The sequence below is a fragment of the Pedococcus sp. 5OH_020 genome, from assembly GCF_027812955.1.
GTDB lineage: Bacteria > Actinomycetota > Actinomycetes > Actinomycetales > Dermatophilaceae > Pedococcus.
The window spans coordinates 81,858-105,624 of the sequence record NZ_JAPYZV010000004.1 but is presented as its reverse complement, the minus strand read 5'-3'; the positions used below and the strand labels follow the sequence as shown (position 1 = coordinate 105,624).

Genomic DNA, 23,767 nt, shown 5'->3' with positions numbered 1-23,767 from the left:
TTCGAACATACGTACGATTCCGGTATGTCCCTGGCCACAGCCGCAGTCGCTCACGAAGCGACCACCCAGGAGCTCTGGGAACGGGCGAGCCGGGTGGCCGGCGTGCTGAACCGCGCCCATTCCGACCTCGTCGACGTCGCGGTGCAGCTGATCGAAGGTGGCCACTGGGGCGACGGCGGGTTCAGGTCCGTCGAGCACTGGCTGGTGGTCCGAGCAGGCCTCTCGCCGTCCCGAGCCTCCGACGTCGTCGGCATCGCACGACGAAGAGGCGAGCTTCCCGACGCTGCGACCGCGCTGGCTGCCGGCGAGCTGTCCGTCGACCAGGCGGCCGTCCTCGCTCGACACGCTCGGGCGGACCACCAGGCGGGCCTGGCGAGGTTCGCCCGCCACACGACCGTTCCGCAGCTGCGTCGCGCCCTGTCCAGGTCCGTCTTCCTCGAGCCTGGGACGCCACCCAATGCCACTCCCTCGGACGGGGCCACCGACCCACTGACCGCCTTGCGAGAGGCCGAGGACCGGCGCCGAGCGGAGCGAGCAGGTGCCAAGCCAGACCTGGCGATGCACTACGACGAGGTGGGCCGCTTCCACCTCCGCTACTCCGCGCCTGCCGACGTCGGCGCACTGGTCGAGCAGGCGGTGAAAGAAGCCAGAGACGCCCTGTTCCCGGCCGTCCACGCCGACAGCGCTGGCGCTGAGGGCGGTCACGCTGGTGCCGCTCCCTCGTTTGCGGACGGCTTGGCCGAAGTCGCCGCCCGCTCCCTTGCATCCGTGCAGTCGGCAGGCCGGGCCGCCCGCTATCGCGTCTATGTCCATCTCAGCACGGACGGCGCCTGGGTCGGTGGAGGAGGCGCGATCACCCCGGCCCTTGCCGGCCGCTTCACGTGTGACGGCACGGCGCAGCCCTTGTGGGAGGCCGGCGGACGTCCGGTCAGCGTGGGTCGCGGACAGCGGATCGTCCCGTTGCGCACTCGCCGGCTCATCGAGGACCGCGACCGCGGCTGCCGGTTCCCAGGCTGTGGAGCAACGAGGTTCGTCGAGGTGCACCATCTCGACCACTGGGCTGACGGCGGGGCCACCGACTACGACCGCCAGCTCAGCCTGTGCCCCTTCCACCACGACGCCCACCACCGCGGCGACTACTCCGTCAGCGGCGACCCCGTCGACCCTGCAGGGCTGATCTTCACCAACCGCTACGGAGTACCCGTGTGCCAACCAGTCGGGGCAGACCTCCGTGGACCGAGCCAGGCCGAGACGCGAGCGAGCAACGAGGCAGCGCCTTATCCCAGTCCCGCGGGCGGGCCGATGCGTGCGAGAGACGTCGAGTTCGTCCAGGACGGCTATGGCGGCACGGAGATCGCTGCGGGCTCCGCCGACGGCGTTCCCCTACGGCTGGTGTCTGCGCGAGAACGCAGGCTCAGAGCCCCGTCACTCAGAGCCGCATCACCTTGATACGCACCGGTTCGCCGTCGCCTACGGTCGTCTCCGTGACGTCGGAACGCTGAGGCAGCGCCTCGAGCTGCGGCGCCGACCCGAACTGCGTCGCGAGGGTCTCCTCCACGATCAGGCTCTGGTGCGCAACGGTGGCTTCCCAGACCGCCTGTGACCCGGTCACCGTGAGAGAGATCCTGTCCGATACCTGAAGGCCGGCGTCGCGGCGCGCTTGCTGCACCGCGCGCACGATGTCTCGGGCGAGGCCCTCCTGGGCCAGCTCCGGGGTGACCTCCGTGTCGAGCACGACGAAGCCGCCGCCCGGCAGCATGGCTGTGGCCCGGGAACCGGTCTCCTTCTCTGCGTCGACGACCGTCTCCAGCGTGTACTCGCCTGCTACGAGCGTGAGCCCACCGGCGGTCACGGTCCCGTCCTCCGCCACTGACCAGTCGCCTGACTTGCTGCCCTTGATGACCTGCTGCACGTCCCGACCGAGGCGCGGGCCGGCGGCCCGGGCGTTCACGGTGAGCCGTTGGGACACGCCGAAGTCGGCCTCGCTGGCGTCGCTGATGTCCCGTAGCGTGACTGTCCGGACGTTGACCTCGTCCGCCACGATCGGCCCGAAAGGTCTCAGCCCCGCTGCGTCTGCGGCCACCACCGTGAGGTCCCGCAGCGGGAGCCGGACCCGCAGGCCGTTCGCCTTGCGCAGTGACGAGGCCACGGAGCAGATCTCGCGGGCGCGGTCCATCCCCGCCACCAGAGCGTCGTCCGAGGGAAGGTCAGAGGCCACGGGCCAGTCCGTCAGGTGCACCGACCGGCCCCCGGTAAGGCCACGCCAGATCTCCTCGGTGGTCAGCGGCAGCAACGGCGCGGCAACGCGGCATACGACCTCGAGCGCCGTGTACAGCGTGTCGAAGGCCTGCTCCGCACCAGACCCGCCGCCCGTGTCCCAGAAGCGCTCGCGAGACCGGCGAACGTACCAGTTGGTCAGCACGTCGAGGAAGCTGCGTGTGGTGTCACACGCAGCTGCCACCTCGTACACGTCGAGCTGGTCCTGCATGTCCTGCACGAACTGCCCCAGCTTGGCGAGGAGGTACTGGTCCAGCCGGTCCGTCGAGGCCGTCGACCACTTCGCGTCGTACCCCTCACCGCCCCGGAAGGCGTTGGCGTACAGCGAGAAGAAGTACCAGGTGTTCCACAGCGGGATGATGACCTGCCGGACGCCGTCGCGAATTCCCTGCTCGGTCACCACGAGGTTCCCGCCCCGCAGGATGGGCGAGGACATCAGGAACCAGCGCATCGCGTCCGCGCCGTCCCGGTCGAAGACGTCGCGCACGTCCGGATAGTTGCGCAGCGACTTGGACATCTTCTGCCCGTCGGAGCCCAGGACGATGCCGTGGGACACGCACGCAGAGAAGGCCGGCCGGTCGAACAGCGCCGTTGCCAGGACGTGGAGCGTGTAGAACCAGCCGCGCGTCTGGCCGATGTACTCGACGATGAAGTCACCAGGGAAGTGGTGCTCGAACCAGTCGGCGTTCTCGAACGGGTAGTGCACCTGCGCGAAGGACATCGACCCGGAGTCGAACCAGACGTCCAGCACGTCCTCGACCCGACGCATGGTCGACCGCCCTGTCGGGTCGTCCGGGTTCGGCCGGGTCAGCCGGTCGATGAACGGCCGGTGCAGGTCGTCGACGGTGACGCCGAAGTCGCGCTCCAGCTGCTCGAAGGACCCGTACACGTCCACGCGGGGATACTCGGGGTTGTCCGACTTCCACACGGGGATAGGGCTGCCCCAGAACCGGTTGCGGGAGATCGACCAGTCGCGGGCGTTCTCCAGCCATTTGCCGAACTGCCCGTGCTTGATGTGGTCCGGAACCCACTCGATCTGCTCGTTGAGCTCCAACATCCGCTCTTTGACCTTCGTGACCTCCACGAACCAGCTCGACACAGCCTTGTAGATGAGCGGTTGGCGGCAGCGCCAGCAGTGCGGGTAGGAGTGGTCGTAGGTCTCGCGCCGCAGCAGCACGGTGCCGTCGGTCACGGCCCCGTGGGAGGGCTCGCCGCGGGTGGCGGCCTTCAGGTCGTCCATGATCGGCAGGTTGGCGTCGAACACGAGCATGCCCTCGTACTGGGCCACGGGGAAGGTGAAGCGACCGTCAGCGCCGACCGGCATGACCGGCTCGATACCTTCGCGGTCCGTGACGATCTTGTCGTCCTCACCGAACGCGCCGGCGCTGTGCACCAGCCCGGTGCCGTCGCCGGTCGTCACGAAGTCGGCCTCCACCACCCGGTGTGCGTTCTCGTGCCCGACGTAGTAGGAGAAGGGCGGCGTGTACGACCGTCCCAACAGGTCGCGGCCGGTCAGCCTCTCGACGACGAAGGACTCCACGTCGGCCTTGGCATCACCGAACAGGTCCCGTGCGTACGCCCGGAGCCGCTCGGCGCCGATCAGGTATCGCTCGAGCCGACCGGTCGGAAGGTCCGTCTCGACCACCACGTACTCGATGTCCGGGTGCACCATCACGGCCAGGTTGGACGGCAGCGTCCAGGGCGTCGTCGTCCAGACCAGCGCCAGCTCGCCGGTCTCCAGACGCAGGCCCACCGTGACGGCGGGGTCCTGACGCATCTGGTAGACGTCGTCGTCCATCCGGAGCTCGTGGTTGGACAGGGGCGTCTGGTCGTTCCAGCAGTAGGGCAGCACACGGAAGCCCTCGTAGACGTAGCCCTTGTCGTACAACGCCTTGAACGCCCAGATGACGCTCTCCATGTAGTCGGGGTTGAGCGTCTTGTAGTCGTGGTCGAAGTCGACCCAGCGTGCCTGGCGCGTGACGTACTCGCGCCACTCGTCGGTGTACTTCAGGACCGACTCCCGGCACTTGGCGTTGAACTCCTCGATGCCCAGCTCGAGGATCTCGTCCTTCGTCTTGATGCCCAGCTGGCTCATGGCCTCGAGCTCGGCGGGAAGGCCGTGGGTGTCCCAGCCGAACCGGCGCTCCACCCGGCGTCCCCGCATGGTCTGGTAGCGCGGGATGAGGTCCTTGACGTACCCGGTCAGGAGATGGCCGTAGTGCGGCAGCCCGTTCGCGAACGGGGGGCCGTCGTAGAAGACGAACTCGTTGTCGCCGTCCTGCCCGGCCGACCGGTTCTCCACGGAGGCGAGGAAGGTGCCGTCCTCGTCCCAGTACCGCAGGACCCGCTCCTCGATCGCGGGAAAGCTTGGCGCGGACGGTACGCCGACCGGCTCACGGGACGACCCGGGGGTCAAGGCGGTTGCGTCGCAGGAGACCTTGGGATAGGTCATGGTGTCGGCAGTCCTCACATCGCTCGCGTGCACCTGCACGAGGACGACGTCGCCGGACCTCCCGACGGCACCGCGGTACCACCTCGCTTGCCGCCCAGCGCCACGACCAGCTTGTCGCGCGGACGACCGCTCTTGCCCCGGGCGATGACGGACCCACCCGTCCGGTTCTACTGAGACCCGTCGGCGGCGGATCCGTTCTTCCGGAGGCTCACCGGTGATAGCCGGGTCTGTGCCTGTGACGGAAGTCTAACCGGAACAGCCCTTCGACCGGCGAGTGCCGCCCTGACGCGGTGTAGGGTGAGCACCGCTGCCTTCGGGTAGCACCACGACGCGCACCCAGGGGAAGCCGGTCCAACTCCGGCGCTGACCCGCAACCGTAGGCCGCCTTCCTGGCGGCGAGCCGGACTGCCTGGGACGCGGAGCGGCTCCATTTCCGTCGAGGTACGCGGGGCGGAGCCCGGACACCAGTCCGAGCCGCCCCCCGAGACTGCACTGCGTGCAGCTCCCGGGGGTTTCGTCTTTCTCTGGTCCCGGTGCCACCGTCGCGACACCGCTCGCTCTGAGAGGCACCATGCACCACACCATCCGACGCGCCCGTCCGGCCGCCGTCCTCGCGCTGGCCGTCGGCGCGGCGCTCGCGGCGCCCGGCGCCGCGCTCGCGGCCGGGACCTCGCCCGCACCCACACGCACGACGACCACCGCCGTGACCAGCACGCCCAGCACCACCACGCCCACCACCACGCCCACCACCACGCCGACCAGCACGACGCCCGTCAGCACCACGCCCGTCACGACGGGGGCCGCGCCGACGACGCGCTCGGACCGAGCGACGGCGGCAGCGGGCACCGGCACGTCGCCCGGGACGCACGAAAGCACGGCGAGCAGGGCGTTGGCGACGGGCACGCAGGTTCCGTTCGCGCACCTGCCCGCCCGCCAGTCGGCCCGCGTGGCCGCAAGGCCCTCCGTCCAGGCGGCATACGCCGGCGGGTTCATCGCGCGCACGCTGGCCGCCCGCGGCGACCGCTACACCTACCCGGGCTCGACCTTCTTCGACGGCGGCAACACCATCGACGCCGTCCTGGGTCTTGACGGGGCGGGCGTAGGTCTGGACGAGGCGGACGCGGCGACGGACTACCTCGCCGCCCACGTCAACGCGTACGTCGGCGACCCGGGCGCGAAGAACCCGTCCAGCCCCGAGACCTACGCGGGCCCGCTCGGCAAGCTCGTCCTGGGAGTCGTCGCTCAGGGTGGCGACCCGACGCAGTTCGGCGGTCAGGACCTGGTCAGCAGGCTGCAGGGGCTGCTGGGCCCCGACGGCCGGTTCTCGGACAAGTCGGCGTACGGCGACTACTCCAACACCATCGGCCAGTCGCTCGACCTCATCGCGCTCGGCCGTGCCACCGGCTCCGTGCCCGGCGCGGCCGCCCAGTTCCTCCTCGACCAGCAGTGCGCCGACGACGGCTTCCGTGGCGACCTCGGGCCCAAAGGTGGCGCCTGCGCGAGCGACCCGGACGCCACGGCGTTCGCGACCCAGGTGCTGGTGGGCCTGCGCGGTGCGGACGACGCCCTCACGGTCAAGGCCCTCACCTACCTGTCGACGCACCAGCGCGCCGACGGCGGCATCGGCAACGCGGACCCCACCGCTCCCGCGGCGAACGCCAACACCACCGGCGTGGCGGCCCAGGCCTTCGCAGCGGCGGGTTGGGCGGCTCAGCAGAAGCGCGCCCAGTCCTTCCTCGCGAGCCTCCAGTTCGACTGCCGCTTCGCGGCTCGCCTGCGCGGGGGCATCGCGTTCACCGCTGCCGACTTCTCCCTCGCGAGGACGAAGCCCGGTGACCAGGGCCTGCTGGACCGTACGCTTCGCGCCACCCCGCAGGCCACGCTCGGCCTGGCCGGCGGGTCCCTGCTCACCGTGTCCGCCGAAGGGGCAGCCGCCACGGCACCCACCCTCAGCTGCCAGCCGACGACCACGACGACCACGACGACCACCACCACGGCTACCACCACCGCCTCGAGTACGAGCGGGCAGCCCGCTGGTAGCGCCGGCACAGGCGACGCAGCCAGTGACCAACGCAGTGACCCAGCCTCGGTCCCAGCGGCCTCCGCGGCTCCTGGCAGCCTGGCGTTCACCGGTGCGGAGGTCTCAGGCCTGGTCCTGCTCGGCACCCTGCTGCTCCTGGGGGGACTCGTGGCGACCGTCCTGGCCCGGCGCAAGGGCGCGCACGCCTGATGGCGGCCCTCGCACGGCTCACCGCCGCGGCCGGTCTCGTGGTGATCGGTGGCCTCGCCCTGCCGGGTGGCGCGGCGCACGCATCAGCGTGCTCGGGAACTGCCGGCGTCACCGTGGTGGTGGACTACGGGTCCACCTCCACCACGTCCTGCGCAGGGGGTGACCCCTCGTCGGCCATGTCGGCCCTTCGGGCGGTCGCTACGGTGACCAGCCCGGTGCAGTACCCCGGAACGGTGGTGTGCCGCATCAACGGCGCCCCGGCCAGCGACCCGTGTCAGCGGATGCCTCCGGCGAGCGCCTACTGGGCCTTCTTCCACGCTTCCCGGGGTGGGTCGTGGACCTACAGCGGCTCGGGCGTGGCCGACTACGACCCGGCGCCCGGCACCGTGCTCGGCTTCGCGTTCGGCGCCGGCGCGCCACCGAGCACGCCACCACCGGCGAGGGCGGCCACCACGCCGACGACCCGGAGCCCGACTGCGACCCTGACCGCGACCCCCAGGCGCAGCGCGACGCCCTCGACGCCTGCCACCCGGCCGTCGTCGCGCAGGACCGGCCCGGCCGCTAGCCCGTCCTCGTCGGGTGCAGGGACGCCCCGCAGCCCGGGGACTGCCCCGTCGCGCGCCCCCGGCACGACGACACGCGGTCCGGCCCGTACCGGCGCGACCGCCAAGGCGACCCGCGGCTCGGCTCGACCCACGAGCGCTGCGTCCACTACGTCGGCCACCTCCACGACCGGGACGAGGGTCTCCGCGGCTCCCCTCAGCCCGGACCAGGCCCCGGCTGCCGGCCGCACGGCCGCGACCTCGTCGGGCGGGTCACCGACCTCGCTCCTCGCCGGCCTGGGCCTGGTCGGCGCCGTCGCCGCAACCGCCGCGTACCTGGCGGTGCGCCGGCGGAGCGCGGGATAGCCCGATGCGTCTCGCAGGCTCGGTCCTGCCCCGCGACCTGCACCCGGTCGGCTGGTGGGCGTGGGCCATCGGCATGGCGGTCGCGGCGTCCCGCACCACCAACCCGCTGTTGCTGCTCCTCACGGTGAGCGTGACCGGGATGGTGGTGGTCGCCAAGCGGGGCAGCTCACCGTGGGCACGGGCGTTCCGCCTGTACCTCGCCCTCGGTTCTGCCGTCGTCCTGATGCGGGTGGTCCTGCACGTGCTGGTCGGCCAGAAGGCCGGCACCATACGGCTGCTCGCCCTGCCAGGGGTCCACCTGCCCGGCATCACCCTGCTGGGCCCGCTGTACCTCGAGGGCCTGCTCGCTGCCGCGGCGGAAGGCCTTCGGCTGGCCACACTCATCGTCTGTATCGGAGCGGCGAACGCCCTGGCCAACCCCAAGCGCCTCCTGCGGACGCTGCCCAGCGCCCTCCACGAGATCGGTACGGCGGTCGTGATCTCGGTCAGCGTCGCGCCTCAGCTCGCGGAGAGCGTGCTGCGCGTGCGTCGGGCGAGAGCCCTCCGGGGAGAGCAGGGGGGCGGCCTGCGAACGGTCGGTCGCATCGCCCTACCGGTCCTGCAGGACACGCTCGACCGCTCGCTGCTGCTCGCCTCGGCCATGGACTCGCGCGGCTACGGTCGCCGTGCGGCGCAGCGCCCCGCCACGCGGCGGCTCACGGCCTTCCTCACGCTGACGGGCCTGCTCGGTGCCGCTCTAGGCCTGTACGCCGTCCTGGACCAGACGAGCACCGGCATCGCCGGGTGGCCCCTGCTCGCGGCAGGGCTGGTGCTGTGCGCGCTGGGCCTGCACGTCGGTGGACGGGGCGTGCACCGAACCGTCTACCGTCCGGACGCCTGGGCAGGACCGGAGTGGGCGGTGGCCGGGTCCGGAGTGGCCGCCGGCACCCTCATGGTCGTCCTGGCGGCTCATCAGCCGACCAGCATCAGCCTGCCCCTGGAGCCGCTCGGCTGGCCGGCGCTCCCCTGGCCCGGCGTCCTGGCCCTGGCTGTCGGCGCGGCTCCGGCCCTGCTCGCGCCGCCGCCGCCCGTCGCTCGCCGTGGCGCCGCCGCATGACGTCACCGCACGAGCCCTGCCTCGCCCTCGAGAACGTGACTGTCCGGTATGCCGGGCAGAGCCGGCCGGCGCTCCGTGCGGCGTCGCTGGTCGTCGAGGAGGGAGAGCTCGTGCTTGTGGCGGGACCCACCGGCGCAGGGAAGTCCACGCTGCTCGGGACCGTCAACGGCACGGTCCCGCACTTCACCGGCGGTCACCTGTCCGGCCGGGTCACCGTGTGCGGGCTCGACACGCGGACCCACAAGCCCCGCGACCTCGCCGCCCTGGTGGGCGTGGTGGGCCAGGACCCGGCTGCCGGGTTCGTGACCGACACGGTCGAGGAGGAGCTCGCCTACACGCTGGAGCAGCTCGCCCTGCCGGCGCCGGTGATGCGTCGTCGGGTCGAAGAGGTGCTGGACCTCCTCGGGATCGCGGACCTGCGGCGAGCGCCACTGGCGGACCTCTCGGGTGGTCAGCAGCAGCGGGTGGCCATCGGGTCGGTCCTCACCGCCGGCCCGCGGCTCGTCGTGCTGGACGAGCCGACCTCCGCGCTCGACCCGGTCGGCGCGGAGGAGGTGCTCGCCACGGTGTCACGCCTGGTGCACGACCTGGGGCTCACTGTCGTGCTCTCGGAGCACCGGCTGGAACGCGTCATCGGGATGGCGGACCGGCTGGTGTCCGTCGACGGCGAGGGCACGGTCTCCTGGGGGAGGCCCGGCGACGTCCTCGCGACCCTCCCACTGGCGCCGCCCCTCGTCGAGCTCGGCAGGTGGGCCGGCTGGTCCCCCCTGCCCCTGACCATCCGCGACGGCCGGCGTGCCGGCGTGACGCTGCGCGAGGCGCTGGACGACGTCGCGCCGGGGCGGAACCCCGTGGTGGGCCCGACCGGAAGTGCGACCACACGGTCGATCCTGCTTCGCGGAACCGGCGTGCAGGTCCGGCATGGGGCCCTGACCGCGGTGGCTGGGGTGGACCTGGCGTTGGCGAGCGGGGAGGTGGTGGCTCTGATGGGCCGCAACGGCTCCGGGAAGTCCTCCTTGCTGTGGGCGCTTCAGGGCTCCGGCCCACGCAGCGGGGGGGCCGTCGAGGTCACCGCGGGCCTGACGAGGGCAACCGACCCTGCCACCCTCCCGCCCTCGTCGCGGCGTGGGGTGGTGGGCCTTGTGCCGCAGAGCGCCGCCGACCTGCTGTACCGGGAGTCGGTCGGTGCGGAGTGCCGGCAGGCGGACCGTGAGTCCGGCGCGCCGGACGGCACCTGCCGTGGCTACCTCGACCGCCTGGCGCCGGGCCTGCCCGACGACCGCCATCCACGCGACCTCTCGGAGGGCCAGCGACTCGCGCTGGTGCTCTCGGTCCAGCTCACCCCCGCGCCGGCCGTCCTGCTGCTCGACGAGCCGACCAGGGGGTTGGACTACGCGGCGAAACGGGCGCTCCGGGTCCTCCTCGCGGCGTTGGCCGACGACCGGCGAACGGTCCTGGTGGCGACCCACGACGTGGAGTTCGCGGCCGTGGCAGCCGACCGCGTCGTGGTCCTCGCCGAGGGTCGGGTGGTGGCCGACGGGGCGACGGCGGAGGTCCTGTGCGACTCCCCGGCCTTCGCACCGCAGGTCGCCAAGGTGGTCGCGCCGCATCGCCTGCTCACCGTGGAACAGGTACGGCGCGCTATGCAGGCTGCGGTAGGGCGGCGGCCATGACGTCCGACTCGACGACCTCCGGCTCGACGATCTCCGGCTCGACGACCTCCGGCTCGACGGCCCCCGGCTCCCGACGCGCCATCGCCCTGCGCCCGCGCTCGACCGCGGCTCTGGTCCTCGTCTCCGTCGCCGGTCTGCTGGCATTCGGCTGGCCCCTGCTCGCGGGGGCCGGCTCCCGGCTCGGTAGCGGCACTGACGCCCCGCTGGTCTTCGCGCTCCTGCTCCCCCTGCTGATGGCCGTCGTGCTCTTCGAGATCAGCGAGGGCGGTCTGGACGTCAAGGCCATCGCGATGCTCGGCGTGCTCTCCGCTGTCGGGGCCGCCCTGCGGCCCCTGGGTGCCGGGACCGCCGGGCTGGAGACGGTGTTCTTCCTCCTCATCCTGGGTGGCCGGGTGTTCGGCCCCGGCTTCGGGTTCGTCCTGGGCGCGACGACGCTGTTCGCCTCGGCGCTGGTCACAGGCGGCGTAGGACCGTGGCTGCCGTACCAGATGCTGGGCGCGGCCTGGGTGGGCCTCGGAGCCGGCCTGCTGCCTCGCATGCCGCGACGATGGGAGGTGCCCCTGCTGTGCGGGTACGGAGCGCTGGCCGGCCTCCTCTACGGCGTGGCCCTCAACTTCTCCTTCTGGCCCTTCTCCACAGGTCTGGGCGGTGACCTGTCCTTCGTCCCAGGCGCCGGACCGGCCGAGAACCTGCGCCGCTTCCTCGTCTTCTCCCTCGCCACCTCGCTGTGGTGGGACGTGGGGCGGGCCCTGACGAACGCCGTCCTGGTCGCCGCGACAGCGCGGCCCATCCTGGCCACCCTGCGGCGCGCCGCTCGGCGGGCCGCGTTCGACAGCGAGGTCACCTTCACGGACGCGCCGGCCACGCGGCATACCCTAGAGGGGTGACGCTGCCCTCCTCGCTCACCGCCCGTGCCGTGACCGAACCGGAGGTGAAGGCCACCTACGCTGTCGACGAGTCGGTCGGTGTCGCGGCCCCGGACCACTTCGAGGTGGTGCGCGCCCGAGACCTCGACGACGTCGTGGAGGTCCTGACCTACGCGCACCACACGGGTACGCCGGTCGTACCCCAAGGCGCTCGCAGCGGGCTCGCCGGCGGTGCGGTTGCCGTGGAGGGCGGGATCGTGCTGAGCCTCGAACGTCTCCGTTCGCTGCTCGACGTGGACCCGGTCGAGTGTCTGGCCGTCGTGTCCCCCGGCATGGTGACCGCGGACGTCAAGGCGGCGGCCGCCGCGCAGGGGCTCTTCTACCCGCCCGACCCCGCCTCGTCGGCGTTCTGCACCATCGGCGGGAACGTCGCCACCAACGCCGGTGGGCTGTGCTGCGTCAAGTACGGCGTCACCGCGGACTACGTCCGCGGCCTCGAGGTCGTGCTGGCCGGCGGTGAGGTGATGCGCACCGGGCGCCGCACGGCCAAGGGAGTCGCAGGCCTGGACCTCACCGGTCTCTTCGTCGGCTCGGAGGGGACCCTGGGCGTCGTCACCGAGGCAACGCTCAGGCTACTACCGGCACCGGACCCCGCGCTGACCGTCCTGGCCACCTTCGCCACCCTCGGCGAAGCGAGCGAGGCCATCCTCCGGCTGCGACGAGACCGCCACCGCCCGAGCCTGCTCGAGCTCCTCGACGCGACCTCCATCGCCGCCGTCCAGTCGATCGCCGACTTCGGCTTCCCGGCCGGCTGCGCCGCCGCGCTCATCGTGCAGTCCGACCGGCCCGGCCACACGGCGGAGGACGTCCAGCGGTATGCCGCGGTCCTCACCGACGCAGGGGCGACCGAGGTGGCGGTCGCCGACGACGCTCAGGAGAGCGACGCCCTGCTCGCCGGCCGGCGGGCGTTGCACCACGGGCTGGTGGCCAAGGGCACCCACTTCATCGAGGACCTGTGCGTCCCGGTGGGCGATCTGACCCGGCTCATCGCCGCGGGGCACGAGATCTCCGCCCGCACCGGGGTCGAGATCTCGATGTCCGGCCACGGTGGAGATGGGAACCTGCACCCGTCCTTCTTCTACGACCCGGCGGACGAGGCCAGCAGGCACCGCGCCGAGGAGGCGTTCGGCGACCTCGTCAAGGTGGCCCTGTCGATGGGCGGGACGATCACCGGCGAGCACGGTGTCGGCTCGCTCAAGGCTCGGTGGCTGCCGCAGGAGGTGGGCTGCGCCTCGCTGGAGCGCCAGCGGTCCCTCAAGGCGCTCTTCGACCCGCGGGGAATCCTCAACCCCGGCCGCGTGTACTGGTCGTAGGCGGCTGACCGGGCACGACTGACGGGGCACGACTGACCGGGGACGCCTGACCCGGCACGACTGACGGGGCACGACTGACGGGGCACGACTGACCGGGCAGCCGTGTTGCCGTGCTGGGCCGACTGGTAGAAACGACGCCATGAGCCCCCTCGACCTCGAACGCAGCGAGTCCTGGCTGACCCACGAGGAGCTCGACGCCGCCCGCGAGCGGTTGCCGATCCTCTACGTGGACGCAGTGCCCGTCCGGGTCGACGAGCGTGGCGCCCTGACGGCGGTGGGCCTGCTGCTGCGGGCCTCGGACGGCCGGATCAACCGGGAGCTGGTCTCGGGGCGGGTGCTCTACCACGAGCGGGTCCGTGACGCGCTCATCCGTCACCTCGAGAAGGACCTCGGCCCGATGGCGCTCCCCCAGATCCCGGCGAGCCCCCAGCCGTTCACCGTGGCCGAGTACTTCCCCACCCCCGGCGTCACGCCGTTCCACGACCCTCGCCAGCACGCCGTCTCGCTCGCCTTCGTCGTCCCGGTGGCCGGCGACTGCCACCCCCAGCAGGACGCCCTCGACCTGGCCTGGCTCAGCCCTCAGGAGGCCGGCGAGCCCTCGCTGCTGGCCGAGATGGACGGCGGCCACGGCGTGCTGCTGCGCCAGGCCCTCGCCCACCTGGGCCACGCGCTCTAGGTGGCGTAGGCGCCGGACCGCTCAGCCCCGTCCCGCGGGACGGGTCGCGCGGCGCCTGCTGTCGGCCAGGTCGAGGGCGTCGGCCTCCTCGCGCGTCGGCGCAGTGCCGCCCAGCCGTACCGGCAGGAGGTGACGCTCCGCCTCCGGCCACGAGGGGTACGTGGCCTGGTCGGCGTGCAGCTGTGCCTCCATCGCCGCACGAACCCGCTGCGTCGCCTCGTTGGCGTTCTCGTGGCTGTCCACGGCGATCGGCGCACCCACCGTGATGAAGATCGGGATGCCGTGGCGCCCCATCCGGCGTGGCTGGCCCTTGGTCCAGACGCGCTGGGAGCCCCAGATGGTCACCGGCAGGACCGGCACCCCGGCGTCCTGCGCGAGGCGTACGGCGCCGGACTTGAAGGCCTTCAGCTCGAAGGAGCGCGAGATGGTGGCCTCGGGGAAGACACCCACGATCTCACCACGTCGCAAGGCCTCGAGCGCGGCGTCGAACGAGCCCTGTCCTGCCTCCCGGTCGACGGGGATGTGGTGCATGCCCGTCATGAGCGGCCGGGCCACCGGGTTGGACCAGATGGACTTCTTCGCCATGAACCGCACCAGCCGGCCGGCCTTGACCCCGGCCAGCCCGGCATACGTGAAGTCGAAGTAGCCTGTGTGGTTGACGGCCATGACGGCTCCACCGGGGCGCGGCACGTTCTCGGTGCCCCTGATCGTGAGCTTGAGCCCCTGGGCCGCGAACAGCAGACGGGCGAACCCGATGACGGGGGTGTAGACGGGTTCCATGCGCCAACCCTAGGGGGCGCGCCTCGGCGTGCCCGCCCGGTGGTGTGCGGGCTCACGACCCGGGATGGGAAGATTCACGCCATGACCGACGGACCCTCCACGCCTGGCGCCGCCACCATCCCCGACAAGCCCTCCATCGACGGCCTGGAGGACAAGTGGGCCGAGGTCTGGCAGCGGGAGGGGACGTTCCGGTTCGACCGTTCGAAGACGCGCGAGCAGGTCTTCTCGATCGACACCCCTCCACCCACCGCGTCGGGCTCCTTGCACATGGGCCACGTGTTCTCGTACACCCACACGGACTGCATGGCCCGCTACAAGCGGATGGCCGGGTTCGAGGTGTTCTACCCGATCGGCTGGGACGACAACGGCCTGCCCACGGAGAAGCGGGTCCAGAACTTCTACGGTGTGCGCGGCGACGCCTCCTTGCCGTTCGTCGAGGGCTACCAGCCACCCCACGCCGGAGACGTCCGGAGCCTCAAGGCCGCCGACCAGCAGCCGATCTCGCGGGCCAACTTCATCGAGCTCTGCGACGAGCTCACCGTGCGGGACGAGGCCGCGTTCGAGTCGCTGTTCCGGCGGATGGGGTTCTCCTTCGACTGGGACATCAGCTACCGCACGATCGACGACCACTCTCGTGCGACGGCCCAGCAGGCGTTCCTGCGCAACCTCGCCCGCGGGGAGGCGTACCAGTCCCAGGCGCCTGGCCTGTGGGACGTCACCTTCCAGACGGCGGTGGCCCAGGCCGAGCTGGAGGCACGCGACTACCCCGGCGCCTACCACCGCGTCGCCTTCCATCCCACGAGCCAGGACGCCGCGCCGGTGTTCATCGAGACCACCCGGCCGGAGCTGATCCCGGCAGTGGTGGCGCTCATCGCGCACCCCGACGACGAGCGGTATGCCGGGCTGTTCGGGACCACGGTGCGCTCGCCACTGTTCGGCGTCGAGGTCCCCGTGCTCGCCCACCCGGCCGCCGAGCCGGACAAGGGCGCCGGGATCGCGATGTGCTGCACCTTCGGCGACCTGACGGACGTGCTGTGGTGGCGGGAGCTGCGGCTGCCCACGAGGTCGGTCATCACGCGTACCGGGCGGCTGCAGCAGGAGGTCCCGGAGTGGATCCCCACCGGCTCCGGCCGGCGCCTGTTCGACCAGGAGCTGGCCGGCAAGACGACGTTCAGCGCCCGCGAGGCCGTCGTGGCCGCGCTCCGCGAGTCCGGCGACCTCGAGGGTGATCCGGTGCCCACGCAGCGCAAGGCGAACTTCTACGAGCGCGGCGAGAAGCCGCTCGAGATCGTCACGTCGCGCCAGTGGTACATCCGCAACGGCGGCCGCGACGCCGACCTCAACGCCGAGCTGCTCGAGCGCGGGCGGGAGGTCGAGTTCCACCCGTCGTTCATGAGCTCCCGGTACGAGAACTGGGTCAGCGGCCTCAACGGCGACTGGCTCGTCTCCAGGCAGCGCTTCTTCGGGGTCCCCATCCCGGTCTGGTACCCGGTGGACGAGTCCGGCGACCCGGTCTACGACAAGCCACTGGTCCCCTCTGAGGACCAGCTCCCCGTCGACCCCGCGGCCGAGGCGCCCGACGGCTACGAGGAGTCCCAGCGCGGCCAGGCCGGCGGCTTCGTCGGGGACCCGGACGTGATGGACACCTGGGCCACCTCGTCCCTGACGCCGGAGATCGCCGGCGGCTGGCGCGGCGACCCGGACCTCTTCGCGCGCGTCTTCCCGATGGACGTGCGGCCACAGGCCCACGACATCATCCGGACGTGGCTGTTCTCGACGATCGTGCGGGCGCACTTCGAGTTCGACTCGGTCCCATGGCGACATGCAGCGCTGTCGGGCTGGATCCTCGACCCGGACCGCAAGAAGATGAGCAAGTCCAAGGGCAACGTCGTGACGCCTGAGGACGTCGTGAAGGAGCACTGCGCCGATGCCGTGCGCTACTGGGCGGCGAGCGGGCGGCTCGGCTCGGACGCGGCGTACGACACGGGCCAGATGAAGGTCGGCCGCCGGCTGGCCATCAAGATCCTCAACGCCACGAAGTTCGCGCTCTCGTTCGGAGACGTCGAGGGCGACCTTGCCCACGCGGTCACCGAACCGCTGGACCAGGCGATGCTTGCCGGGCTAGCCGAGGTCGTCGACAAGGCGACCGCCGGCTTCGAGGCCTGGGACCACACGCGAGCCCTGGAGGTGACCGAGACCTTCTTCTGGACCTTCTGCGACGACTACCTCGAGCTGGTCAAGGACCGGGCGTACGGCGGTCGCGGCGACGCCGCGGCGGCCTCGGCCCGCGCCGCGCTGCGGATCGCGCTCGACGTCCTGCTCCGGCTTTTCGCACCGCTGCTGCCGTACGTCACCGAGGAGGTGTGGTCGTGGTGGCACGAGGGCTCGGTTCACCGGGCGCCGTGGCCGGGCAGCGCCGACGTCCCCGCCGGGCGTGGCGGGGACGCGGCCCTGCTGACGGCCGTCGGGGAGGCCTTGGCCGGGATCCGCAGGACCAAGTCGGAGGCCAAGGTCGGCATGCGGGCCGAGGTCGCCTCCATGGTGCTGGCCGGGCCCGCGCCGTGGGCCGAGCTGGTCCGGCACGCGGAGGCGGACCTGCGCGCTGCCGGCCGGATCACCGGAGCGCTGGACTATGCCGAGGCAGAGATGCCCGAGGTGCGCGACGCAGAGCTGATCCCGGTGGCGAAGCCGAACGCGTGAGCCTTGCGGAGGCCGTTGGGCTGCACCGTGATCCACGGGACGTTCCACCCTGCGACCCGCAACTCCCTGGAGGCGAACCGCTCCTGGTCCAGCAGGGTCACCTGTCCGGTGGCGGGGTCGTACACGTCCAGCACCCGGTCGCCGTCGCCGGGCAGCACGAGCGCTACATGCCGGGGCAGCGTCGCGCTGCCGAGGTAGAGCAGGGCCGGCTCCCCGTCGCCGACGACCTCGACGAGCCGGGAGTGCGCCTCGCGCAGGCCGCGGGTCGTGAGGTGGCGCACGACCCGGAGCTGGTAGTCGGTGCCCCGCCGTGCTGCGCCGAACTCCAGCTCCTTCCGCGCGCCCCACGGCGGGGTGCCGAGGGCGTGGGGCCAGGGAAGGTTGAGGCGCCGACCCGCCCCGAACAGGCCGTTGGTGCGAGCCATGACGACGCGCTCGTACGCCGCGAAGCGCTCCTGCTCGCTTGCCCCGGCGGGAGCGTCGCCCCGCGGTCCCTCGCCCCTGACGATCCAGCGCGCGAAGGCGGGGTTCACCAGCATGCGAGCCACGGTCAGGCACGCGGAGCCGCAGGTCACCGGGCTCTGCTGGATGGGGCCGAGGTCGCCGCTGCGCAGCCGGAAACCCGAGGACATGACCCCATCCTGTCCGGTGCCGCCGGTGCGCGTCCAGCATCCCGAGCAGGCCCACAGCAGGAAGGACCTGTTCGCCTTGACCGTCTACAGGGCACGCCGCCCGGCGTGAGCCAGCAGTCGCACCGCCGGGGGGTCTGCGTCGCCCACGCCCAGCGGTCGGCCGAACCGTGTCGGACGGTCGTCCTCGGTGATGTGGTCACGGGCGACGGGCCACAGGTCCATCGCGAGCGTTGCCGGGATGGGCCGGGGCAGGCCCACGGTCTCGGCCACGTCCCACCCGTGCAGCGTGATCTCGAGGGCGCCCACGGCGCCGAGGGTCTCCCGGGACAGGGTCGCCGACCCCAGCCGCACGACCGGGCTCGCGGGCCGCATCCACTGCGCCACCAGCGCACAGGCGCGTTGTCGCAGGCCAGACAGCAGGACCCCCGGTTCCGCCGGCCTTGGTACGGGAACCAGGGACAGCACCGGCGCACCGGCGGCCTCGGTGAGGGCAGCCAGGGAGTCGTCGAGGTGCAGCAGCAGGTCCTTCAGCGTCCACCCCCGGCACGGCGTCCGGCGGTCCAGGCCGGCGGTCCCGTCGCCGACCAGCGCCAGGCAGCCGGCTGTGTATGCCACTGCCCGGTCGAGCAGCTCGGCGGCCGGCCCCCCCTGCCACGCCGTCGGGTTCTGCCACGCCGCTGGCCCGGGGGCCGACGTCATCGCCGCCTCACGTCTCGCGGCCGTAGTCGGCCGGCAGGGACGCCGGCAGACCGAAGGTGGCGAACAGGGCCGGGTCGAAGAACGCCGCGACGTGGCTGACGCGCGTGCCGTCGAGGGTCAGGACCTGCAGGTGGAACGGCTCGAACGTGCCGTCCGCCTGGCGCATGTACAGGCCGAACGCCGGCTGGCCGTTCGCCCTGGTCGTCACCATCGGCATGTCGTGCTGTCCGCCGGGGCACTGCGTGTCGATCAGCCGGCCGATGTTGTGGGCGCCCAGGTACCACCCCGTGAACGGCGGCATCTCCCACACCGCGTCCCGAGTCAGCATCGACACGATGGCCGAGATGTCCTTCTCCCAGAAGGCCTTCACATACCGGTCCAGCAGGACCTGCTGCGCCGCGTCGAGGTCGGTGTCCACGCTGTCCTGCGTGACGTTGGCCTTGGCCAGCTGCGCGTGGGCGCGCTGGAGCGCACTGTTCACCGCTGCCTCGCTGCTCTCCAGCGCCTGCGCCACCTCCGAGGCCTTCCACCGGAGCACGTCGCGCAGGATGAGGACCGCGCGCTGGCGGGCAGGCAGGTGCTGCAGGGCTGCGACGAACGCCAGCCGGATGCTCTCGCGTTGAGCCACGATGGTCGCCGGGTCGGTGGCCTCTGCGGCCAGCAGTGGGTCTGGCGCAGGCTCCAGCCACGACACCTCGGCTGACTCGATGACCGCCTCCCCGGGGTCGCTCGCGGGCGCGCCCAGACCGGTGGGCAGCGGCCGCCGGTCCTTGCCTTCGAGCGCGGTGAGGCAGACGTTCGTCGCGATCCGGTAGAGCCAGGTCCTCACCGACGAGCGACCCTCGAAGGCGGCGTAGGCGCGCCAGGCACGCAGGTACGTCTCCTGGACGAGGTCCTCCGCGTCGTGGATCGACCCAGTCATGCGGTAGCAGTGGGCCGTCAGCTCGCGACGGAAGCCGTCGGTGGCCTCCGGGAAGTCCGGGACTTCGGACGTGACATCGTCGGCCGTTTCGAGCCCCCTGCGGTCGCGCACCTGCGTCATCGTGTCCTCCTGGGTCGGTCTGCCGGCAGTGAGTCCCAGCCTGGCACGCGGGACCGACAGGGTGACAGTGCCGACAGTGCCGACAGAACTGGTAGTGCCTACAGAAGAGAGACCTCCGCCGGCCCCAGAACTCATCGCGGTCACGAATCGTGCGCGATCGGCACGAGCTGCGCGCGGACCGGGCGGGTCGTCCCTAGGGTGGGTGACCGTGAGACGTGGAGGAGCAGCGCTGGCCGCGGGGACTGCTGCCGTGCTGCTGCTCTCCGCCTGGGCGTCGGCTGCCGGTCCGGTGCGCTTCCTCACCACGCCCGCCTTCTCCGGCGTCGAGGCGAAGGCGCCCGGGCAGGAGTACGCGACCGGCCCCGACCCCACGGCGCACGGCGCCCGCGGGACAGGGCCCCGGGCCACGAACCCGTTCGTCGTCGACGTGGTCGACTGGGTGATGAAGCTGCTCCTCGCCGTCGTGGTCCTTGCCGTGCTCGTCGTCGTGGCACGCGCGCTCCTCGAGCGGTGGTTCGCCCGCGGCGGTCCGCGGAGCGAGACGGCGTTCTCCGAGGTCCTGCCCGAGACGCTGCTCGAACGAGCCCGGGAGTCCGAGGCCCTGCTGGCGCACGGCACGCCGGCGAACGCCGTCATCGCCGCATGGCTCGCCCTGGAGGAGGCGGTCCGGTCCACCGGGGTGGGCGCGGATGACGCGCGCACGGCGGCCGAGCTGGTCACAGCGGTGCTCGGTGCGTACGCCGTACGCCGTGAGCCGCTGGACCGGCTGGCCGAGCTCTACCGCGAGGCGCGCTTCTCGCGACATCCGGTCGAGGAGAGCATGCGAACCGAGGCGGCGCAGGCTTTACGGCTGGTGCAGGACGACCTGAGGTCGCAGGCCCGACGTCGCGCCAGCTCCAGCACCGTGGGCACGGGACGGTGACCGCAGCATGAGACAGCGCCTCGCACGCCTCTCGGCCGCCCAGCAGCTCATGACCAGCGCCGTCGTGGCAGTCCTCGTCGGGACGGCGGCCGTCACCGTTCCGGCTCTGGCCGGCGTCGGGCTGCTGCTGGCCTGCCTGGCGCTCGTCGCCTCGTTCGCCCTGCTGGCCCAGTGGCTCTGGCAGAGCCAGCGCCCCACCGACTGGTCCAACCGGTTCGCGCCCACGACCCCGCCCCGGGGGGTCGACTCCCGCGTCGACCGGCTCGCAGGCGACCTGCACCGCTGCGCCGAGGGCGACGCGGACTCCGCCGCCAGGCTGCACGCCGTCCTGGCCGGCCTGGCCCACGAGCGCCTGCGCGACCGCCGCGGCATCGAGGCGGACCAGGACCCGGACGGGGCCACGAGCGCACTGGGGCCGGACCTGACCGCCTACCTCGGGCAACCCCCGACCAGCCCCGTGGCGGCCGACCGGCTGGCACGCCTCGTCACCAGACTGGAGGAGCTCTAAGTGCCCCTGACCCTCGACCAGGTCTCCGCCCGCGCAGCCGACATCCTCACCGAGGTGGAGCGTGCCGTCGTAGGCAAGCGGCGCAGCCTCGAGATCGTCCTGAGCGGCGTCCTGGCCGGAGGACATGTGCTGATGGAGGACTTCCCGGGGCTCGGCAAGACGCTGGCCGCGCGCTCGTTCGCCCAGGCGCTGGGGCTGGACTTCGCCCGTGCCCAGTTCACCCCGGACCTGCTGCCGAGCGACCTCACCGGCTCGTTCCTCTACGACCAGCGAAGCCACGAGTTCACGTTCCGCAACGGCCCCCTGTTCACCGGTCTGCTGCTCGCCGACGAGATCAACCGCACGCCGCCCAAGACGCAGTCGGCGCTGCTCGAGGCCATGCAGGAGGGCCAGGTGACCGTGGAGGGCGAGACGTTCGCCCTCCCGCGGCCTTTCCACGTGCTCGCCACCGCCAACCCTGTGGAGTACGAGGGCACCTACCCGCTCCCCGAGGCGCAGCTGGACAGGTTCCTCCTGCGGGTCAGCTTCGGCTACCCCTCCGCTCAGCAGGAGTGGGAGGTGCTGCAGCGGCGGATGGCTCGTCGACAGGAGGCCCAGGAGGTCGGCCGGGTGACCGACGCGGCCGGCCTGCTGGAGATGCAGCAGGCGGTGGAGACGGTGACGGTGGACGAGGCCGTAGGCCAGTACTGCGTGCGCCTCGTGGCGGCGACGCGCAGCCACCAGAGCCTGCTCATGGGAGCCTCGCCGCGCGGCTCGCTGGCGCTGCTCCTGACGTCCAGGGCGTATGCCGTGCTCCGCGGTCGCGACTACGTCGTGCCCGAGGACGTCAAGGAGGTGGCCCACGCCGCCCTGGACCACCGGGTGACGGTGCGCCCCGAGCTCTGGATGAACGACGTGTCCGCGGCCAGCGTGGTCGACAGCGTCCTGGGGTCTGTCCCGACGCCCGCTGCGGCGATGACGGCGGGTCCGCGCACGGGCTTCGAGCGGCCGTGAGCGCGGCCGGAACAGACCTGCAGGCGCGGTGGCGGGTGACCCCGGCGCATGTCCGGGCGCTCCTGCTGGGGCTCGCGTCCGTGGGGCTGTCGGTGCTGCTGCGCCGTCCCGACGCGCTCGTGCTCGGCTCGCCGCTGCTCGTGGTGGCCGTGTGGTCGACGGTCCGTCGGCCTTCGTCGTCACCGGTGGTGCGAGCACGGGTCCAGCACCCGGTCCTGCGGGAGGGCCAGGCCACGCGCTGGCTCGCCACGGTGGACGCCGCCGAGGGGGTGGAGGAGGCGGGGGTCTCCCTGCTGGCCACGCCGTACACGCTCTACACACCGGGCTCCCGCTCGGTCGCGGGCTCGTTCGGTGGCAGTCCTCGTCCCGGTCCCGGTGCCGAGCCGCGAGAACCGCTGCGGCTCGAGGTCGTCTGCCAGAGCACCCGCTGGGGTCACCGGGTGCTGGGTCCCGCGACCGTCGCCCTCACCGGCCCGCTCGGCGCCTACCGCTGGGAGCCGGAGCCCGTCTCGCTGCCCGCAGTGCCGACCGTGCCTCTGCCGGACCGGTTCACCGCGCGCGTGCCGGTGCCGAGGCCGGACGGGCTGGTGGGGCAGAACCGCTCGCACCACCAGGGAGAGGGCGGCGAGCTCGACCAGATCCGCCCCTTCCGGTTCGGGGACCGTCTGCGTCGGGTGCACTGGCCGGTGTCGGTGCGCACCGGTGCCCTGCACGTCACCGCCACGCACGCGGACCAGGACAGCGAGATCCTGCTACTGGTCGACGCCATGCACGACCTCGGGCGCAGCGAGGGCGTCGGCGGTGCCAGCAGCAGCCTGGACAACGCTGTCCGGGCCGCGGGAGCCATCGCCGAGCACTACCTGCGGGCCGGCGACCGCGTGGGGCTGCTGGTGCTCGGAGCGCGGGACCTGCCTCAGGTGCGAGCGGCTGCGGGCGGGAACCACCTGCGGCGGCTGCTCGACGTGCTGGCCCGCGTCACTGTCGCCGACGGTACGGTGAGCGACGAGAAGAGACTGAGGACCCAGCTGCGGCACCACGTCTGGGCGGGGACCCTGGCCGTGGTCCTGACCCCTGCCATCTCGCCGCAGGTGCTGGCCCACGCGCTGGCCCTCTCGCGGCGAGGCGTCGCCGTCGTCACGGTCGACACCCTGCCGCCCGACCTGGCCGGCCCGGACCTCGAGGCCGGCCGGCTCGAACAGCTGGCCGGCTCGGCGGTGCAGCGGCCCGAGCTGGCCCGTCTGGCGTGGCGGCTGCGGCTGATGGAGCGGAGCCGGGAGATGACCCGTGCCCGGGATGCGGGTGTGCCGGTCGTGCCGTGGGCCGGCCCCGGAACCCTGGACCTGGTGCTTCGCGACCTTGGCCGCCGCTCTCGCTCGCCCCGCGTGGTGACGAGATGATGGCCCGCTCTCAGGTCGCAGTGCGTGCGCTGCTCGCGGCGTCGTCGCTGGGGCTGCTCTTGCTGACCGTCCTGCGCTCGGGCCATCCGGTGGTCGTAGCCGTAGTGGTCGTCGTCGGGCTCACCGCCTACGCCTGCGCCGTGCCCGACTCGCCCGTCGTGGGTGTGCTGGTGGGCGGCCACGTCCTGCACTGGCTGGTGGCCGTGCCGCTGCCCACCGTCACCACCTTCACGGTCTCGGGGTGGGGGTGGGTGCTCGTGGCAGCGTGGCTGGTGCTGGCCGTGCACCTCAGCGCCAGCCTGGCGGCGAGCCTGCCGCCCGGTGCGGCCCTGGCGGCCGGGACGGTGCGCCGATGGCTACGTCGCGCGAGTCTCGCAGCCCTGTTCGTCGTACCGGTGTGGGCGGTGACGGCCGTGACGGCGCAGCAGGGCGTCGCGGGCAGGGTCTCGTTCACGTATGCCGCGATCGCCGGGACGGCGATCCTCACCGCGGCGGTGTGGCTGCTGTCCCGGGAGCCAAGAAGCTGACGGTGCTGAGCTGAGC

20 protein-coding genes and 1 riboswitch are annotated in these 23,767 nt (G+C 72.3%); of the genes, 13 read left to right on the top strand and 7 right to left on the bottom strand.

Annotation, left to right across the window (positions count from 1 at the left end; translation table 11 throughout):
* Positions 1-24: 24 nt before the first annotated feature.
* A complete protein-coding gene (locus tag PHA84_RS08280; RefSeq protein ID WP_270887627.1) occupies positions 25-1,449 on the top strand; it encodes an HNH endonuclease signature motif containing protein in 1,425 nt (474 codons plus the stop codon).
* Here PHA84_RS08280 and ileS read toward each other — a convergent pair.
* On the bottom strand, positions 1,430-4,729 hold the full coding sequence (ileS, locus tag PHA84_RS08275) for an isoleucine--tRNA ligase (protein WP_270887626.1): 3,300 nt from the start codon (positions 4,727-4,729) through the stop codon (positions 1,430-1,432). The two genes, PHA84_RS08280 and ileS, sit on opposite strands and share 20 nt — an antisense overlap.
* 340 nt (positions 4,730-5,069) lie before the next feature.
* Positions 5,070-5,195, top strand: a riboswitch (cobalamin riboswitch).
* Positions 5,196-5,300: 105 nt separating this feature from the next.
* Between ileS and PHA84_RS08270 the strand changes: the two genes are divergently transcribed.
* Positions 5,301-6,959, top strand: a complete 1,659-nt coding sequence (locus tag PHA84_RS08270; protein ID WP_270887625.1) for a hypothetical protein — start codon at positions 5,301-5,303, stop codon at positions 6,957-6,959.
* Between the two features lie 124 nt (positions 6,960-7,083).
* On the opposite strand, the gene PHA84_RS08265 is transcribed toward PHA84_RS08270, so the two are convergent.
* Positions 7,084-7,206, bottom strand: a complete 123-nt coding sequence (locus PHA84_RS08265) for a hypothetical protein (RefSeq protein WP_270887624.1) — start codon at positions 7,204-7,206, stop codon at positions 7,084-7,086.
* A 117-nt stretch (positions 7,207-7,323) separates the two neighbouring features.
* A complete protein-coding gene (locus PHA84_RS08260) occupies positions 7,324-7,752 on the bottom strand; it encodes a hypothetical protein (protein ID WP_270887623.1) in 429 nt (142 codons plus the stop codon).
* Between the two features lie 119 nt (positions 7,753-7,871).
* Here PHA84_RS08260 and PHA84_RS08255 point away from each other — a divergent pair, with 119 nt between their 5' ends.
* From PHA84_RS08255 to PHA84_RS08235, 5 genes are all read left to right on the top strand, one after another.
* Entirely contained in the window at positions 7,872-8,963 is a 1,092-nt protein-coding gene (locus PHA84_RS08255; protein ID WP_270887622.1) for a CbiQ family ECF transporter T component, read from the top strand.
* Positions 8,960-10,636, top strand: a complete 1,677-nt coding sequence (locus PHA84_RS08250; protein ID WP_270887621.1) for an ABC transporter ATP-binding protein — start codon at positions 8,960-8,962, stop codon at positions 10,634-10,636. Before PHA84_RS08255 ends, PHA84_RS08250 begins: the two co-directional genes overlap by 4 nt.
* The gene (locus PHA84_RS08245) at positions 10,633-11,523 is read left to right on the top strand and encodes an ECF transporter S component (protein ID WP_270887620.1); all 891 of its coding nucleotides are present in this window, start codon (positions 10,633-10,635) and stop codon (positions 11,521-11,523) included. The genes PHA84_RS08250 and PHA84_RS08245 overlap by 4 nt, the downstream gene beginning before the upstream one ends.
* The gene (locus PHA84_RS08240) at positions 11,520-12,875 is read left to right on the top strand and encodes an FAD-binding oxidoreductase (protein WP_270887619.1); all 1,356 of its coding nucleotides are present in this window, start codon (positions 11,520-11,522) and stop codon (positions 12,873-12,875) included. The genes PHA84_RS08245 and PHA84_RS08240 overlap by 4 nt, the downstream gene beginning before the upstream one ends.
* 139 nt (positions 12,876-13,014) lie before the next feature.
* Positions 13,015-13,551: an NUDIX hydrolase family protein gene (locus tag PHA84_RS08235; protein ID WP_270887618.1), complete on the top strand. Its 537-nt coding sequence runs from the start codon at positions 13,015-13,017 to the stop codon at positions 13,549-13,551.
* 21 nt (positions 13,552-13,572) lie between these two features.
* On the opposite strand, the gene PHA84_RS08230 is transcribed toward PHA84_RS08235, so the two are convergent.
* Positions 13,573-14,331, bottom strand: a complete 759-nt coding sequence (locus PHA84_RS08230) for a lysophospholipid acyltransferase family protein (protein ID WP_270887617.1) — start codon at positions 14,329-14,331, stop codon at positions 13,573-13,575.
* A gap of 81 nt (positions 14,332-14,412) precedes the next feature.
* On the opposite strand from PHA84_RS08230, the gene valS reads away from it, so the two are divergent.
* Positions 14,413-17,031 carry a valine--tRNA ligase gene (valS, locus tag PHA84_RS08225; protein WP_270887616.1) on the top strand — a complete coding sequence of 873 codons (2,619 nt, stop codon included), beginning with the start codon at positions 14,413-14,415 and terminating at the stop codon, positions 17,029-17,031.
* On the opposite strand, the gene PHA84_RS08220 is transcribed toward valS, so the two are convergent.
* The 3 genes from PHA84_RS08220 to PHA84_RS08210 all read right to left on the bottom strand — a co-directional run bounded on the left by PHA84_RS08220 (position 16,962) and on the right by PHA84_RS08210 (position 19,404).
* Positions 16,962-17,663 carry a hypothetical protein gene (locus PHA84_RS08220; RefSeq protein ID WP_270887615.1) on the bottom strand — a complete coding sequence of 234 codons (702 nt, stop codon included), beginning with the start codon at positions 17,661-17,663 and terminating at the stop codon, positions 16,962-16,964. The genes valS and PHA84_RS08220 overlap by 70 nt on opposite strands.
* An 84-nt stretch (positions 17,664-17,747) precedes the next feature.
* The gene (locus tag PHA84_RS08215) at positions 17,748-18,362 is read right to left on the bottom strand and encodes a maleylpyruvate isomerase N-terminal domain-containing protein (RefSeq protein WP_270887614.1); all 615 of its coding nucleotides are present in this window, start codon (positions 18,360-18,362) and stop codon (positions 17,748-17,750) included.
* A 7-nt stretch (positions 18,363-18,369) separates the two neighbouring features.
* Positions 18,370-19,404, bottom strand: a complete 1,035-nt coding sequence (locus tag PHA84_RS08210) for a sigma-70 family RNA polymerase sigma factor (protein WP_270887613.1) — start codon at positions 19,402-19,404, stop codon at positions 18,370-18,372.
* 208 nt (positions 19,405-19,612) lie between these two features.
* Between PHA84_RS08210 and PHA84_RS08205 the strand changes: the two genes are divergently transcribed.
* From PHA84_RS08205 to PHA84_RS08185, 5 genes are read left to right on the top strand one after another with little or no spacing between them, the layout of a single operon-like run.
* Positions 19,613-20,326: a DUF4129 domain-containing protein gene (locus PHA84_RS08205; protein ID WP_270887612.1), complete on the top strand. Its 714-nt coding sequence runs from the start codon at positions 19,613-19,615 to the stop codon at positions 20,324-20,326.
* Positions 20,327-20,333: 7 nt separating this feature from the next.
* Entirely contained in the window at positions 20,334-20,834 is a 501-nt protein-coding gene (locus tag PHA84_RS08200; RefSeq protein ID WP_270887611.1) for a hypothetical protein, read from the top strand.
* On the top strand, positions 20,835-21,827 hold the full coding sequence (locus PHA84_RS08195; RefSeq protein ID WP_270887610.1) for an AAA family ATPase: 993 nt from the start codon (positions 20,835-20,837) through the stop codon (positions 21,825-21,827). It begins immediately after the preceding gene.
* Complete coding sequence (locus PHA84_RS08190) at positions 21,824-23,224, top strand: DUF58 domain-containing protein (RefSeq protein ID WP_270887609.1); 1,401 nt, start codon at positions 21,824-21,826, stop codon at positions 23,222-23,224. The genes PHA84_RS08195 and PHA84_RS08190 overlap by 4 nt, the downstream gene beginning before the upstream one ends.
* Positions 23,224-23,751, top strand: a complete 528-nt coding sequence (locus tag PHA84_RS08185) for a hypothetical protein (RefSeq protein WP_270887608.1) — start codon at positions 23,224-23,226, stop codon at positions 23,749-23,751. Before PHA84_RS08190 ends, PHA84_RS08185 begins: the two co-directional genes overlap by 1 nt.
* Positions 23,752-23,767 lie beyond the last annotated feature (16 nt).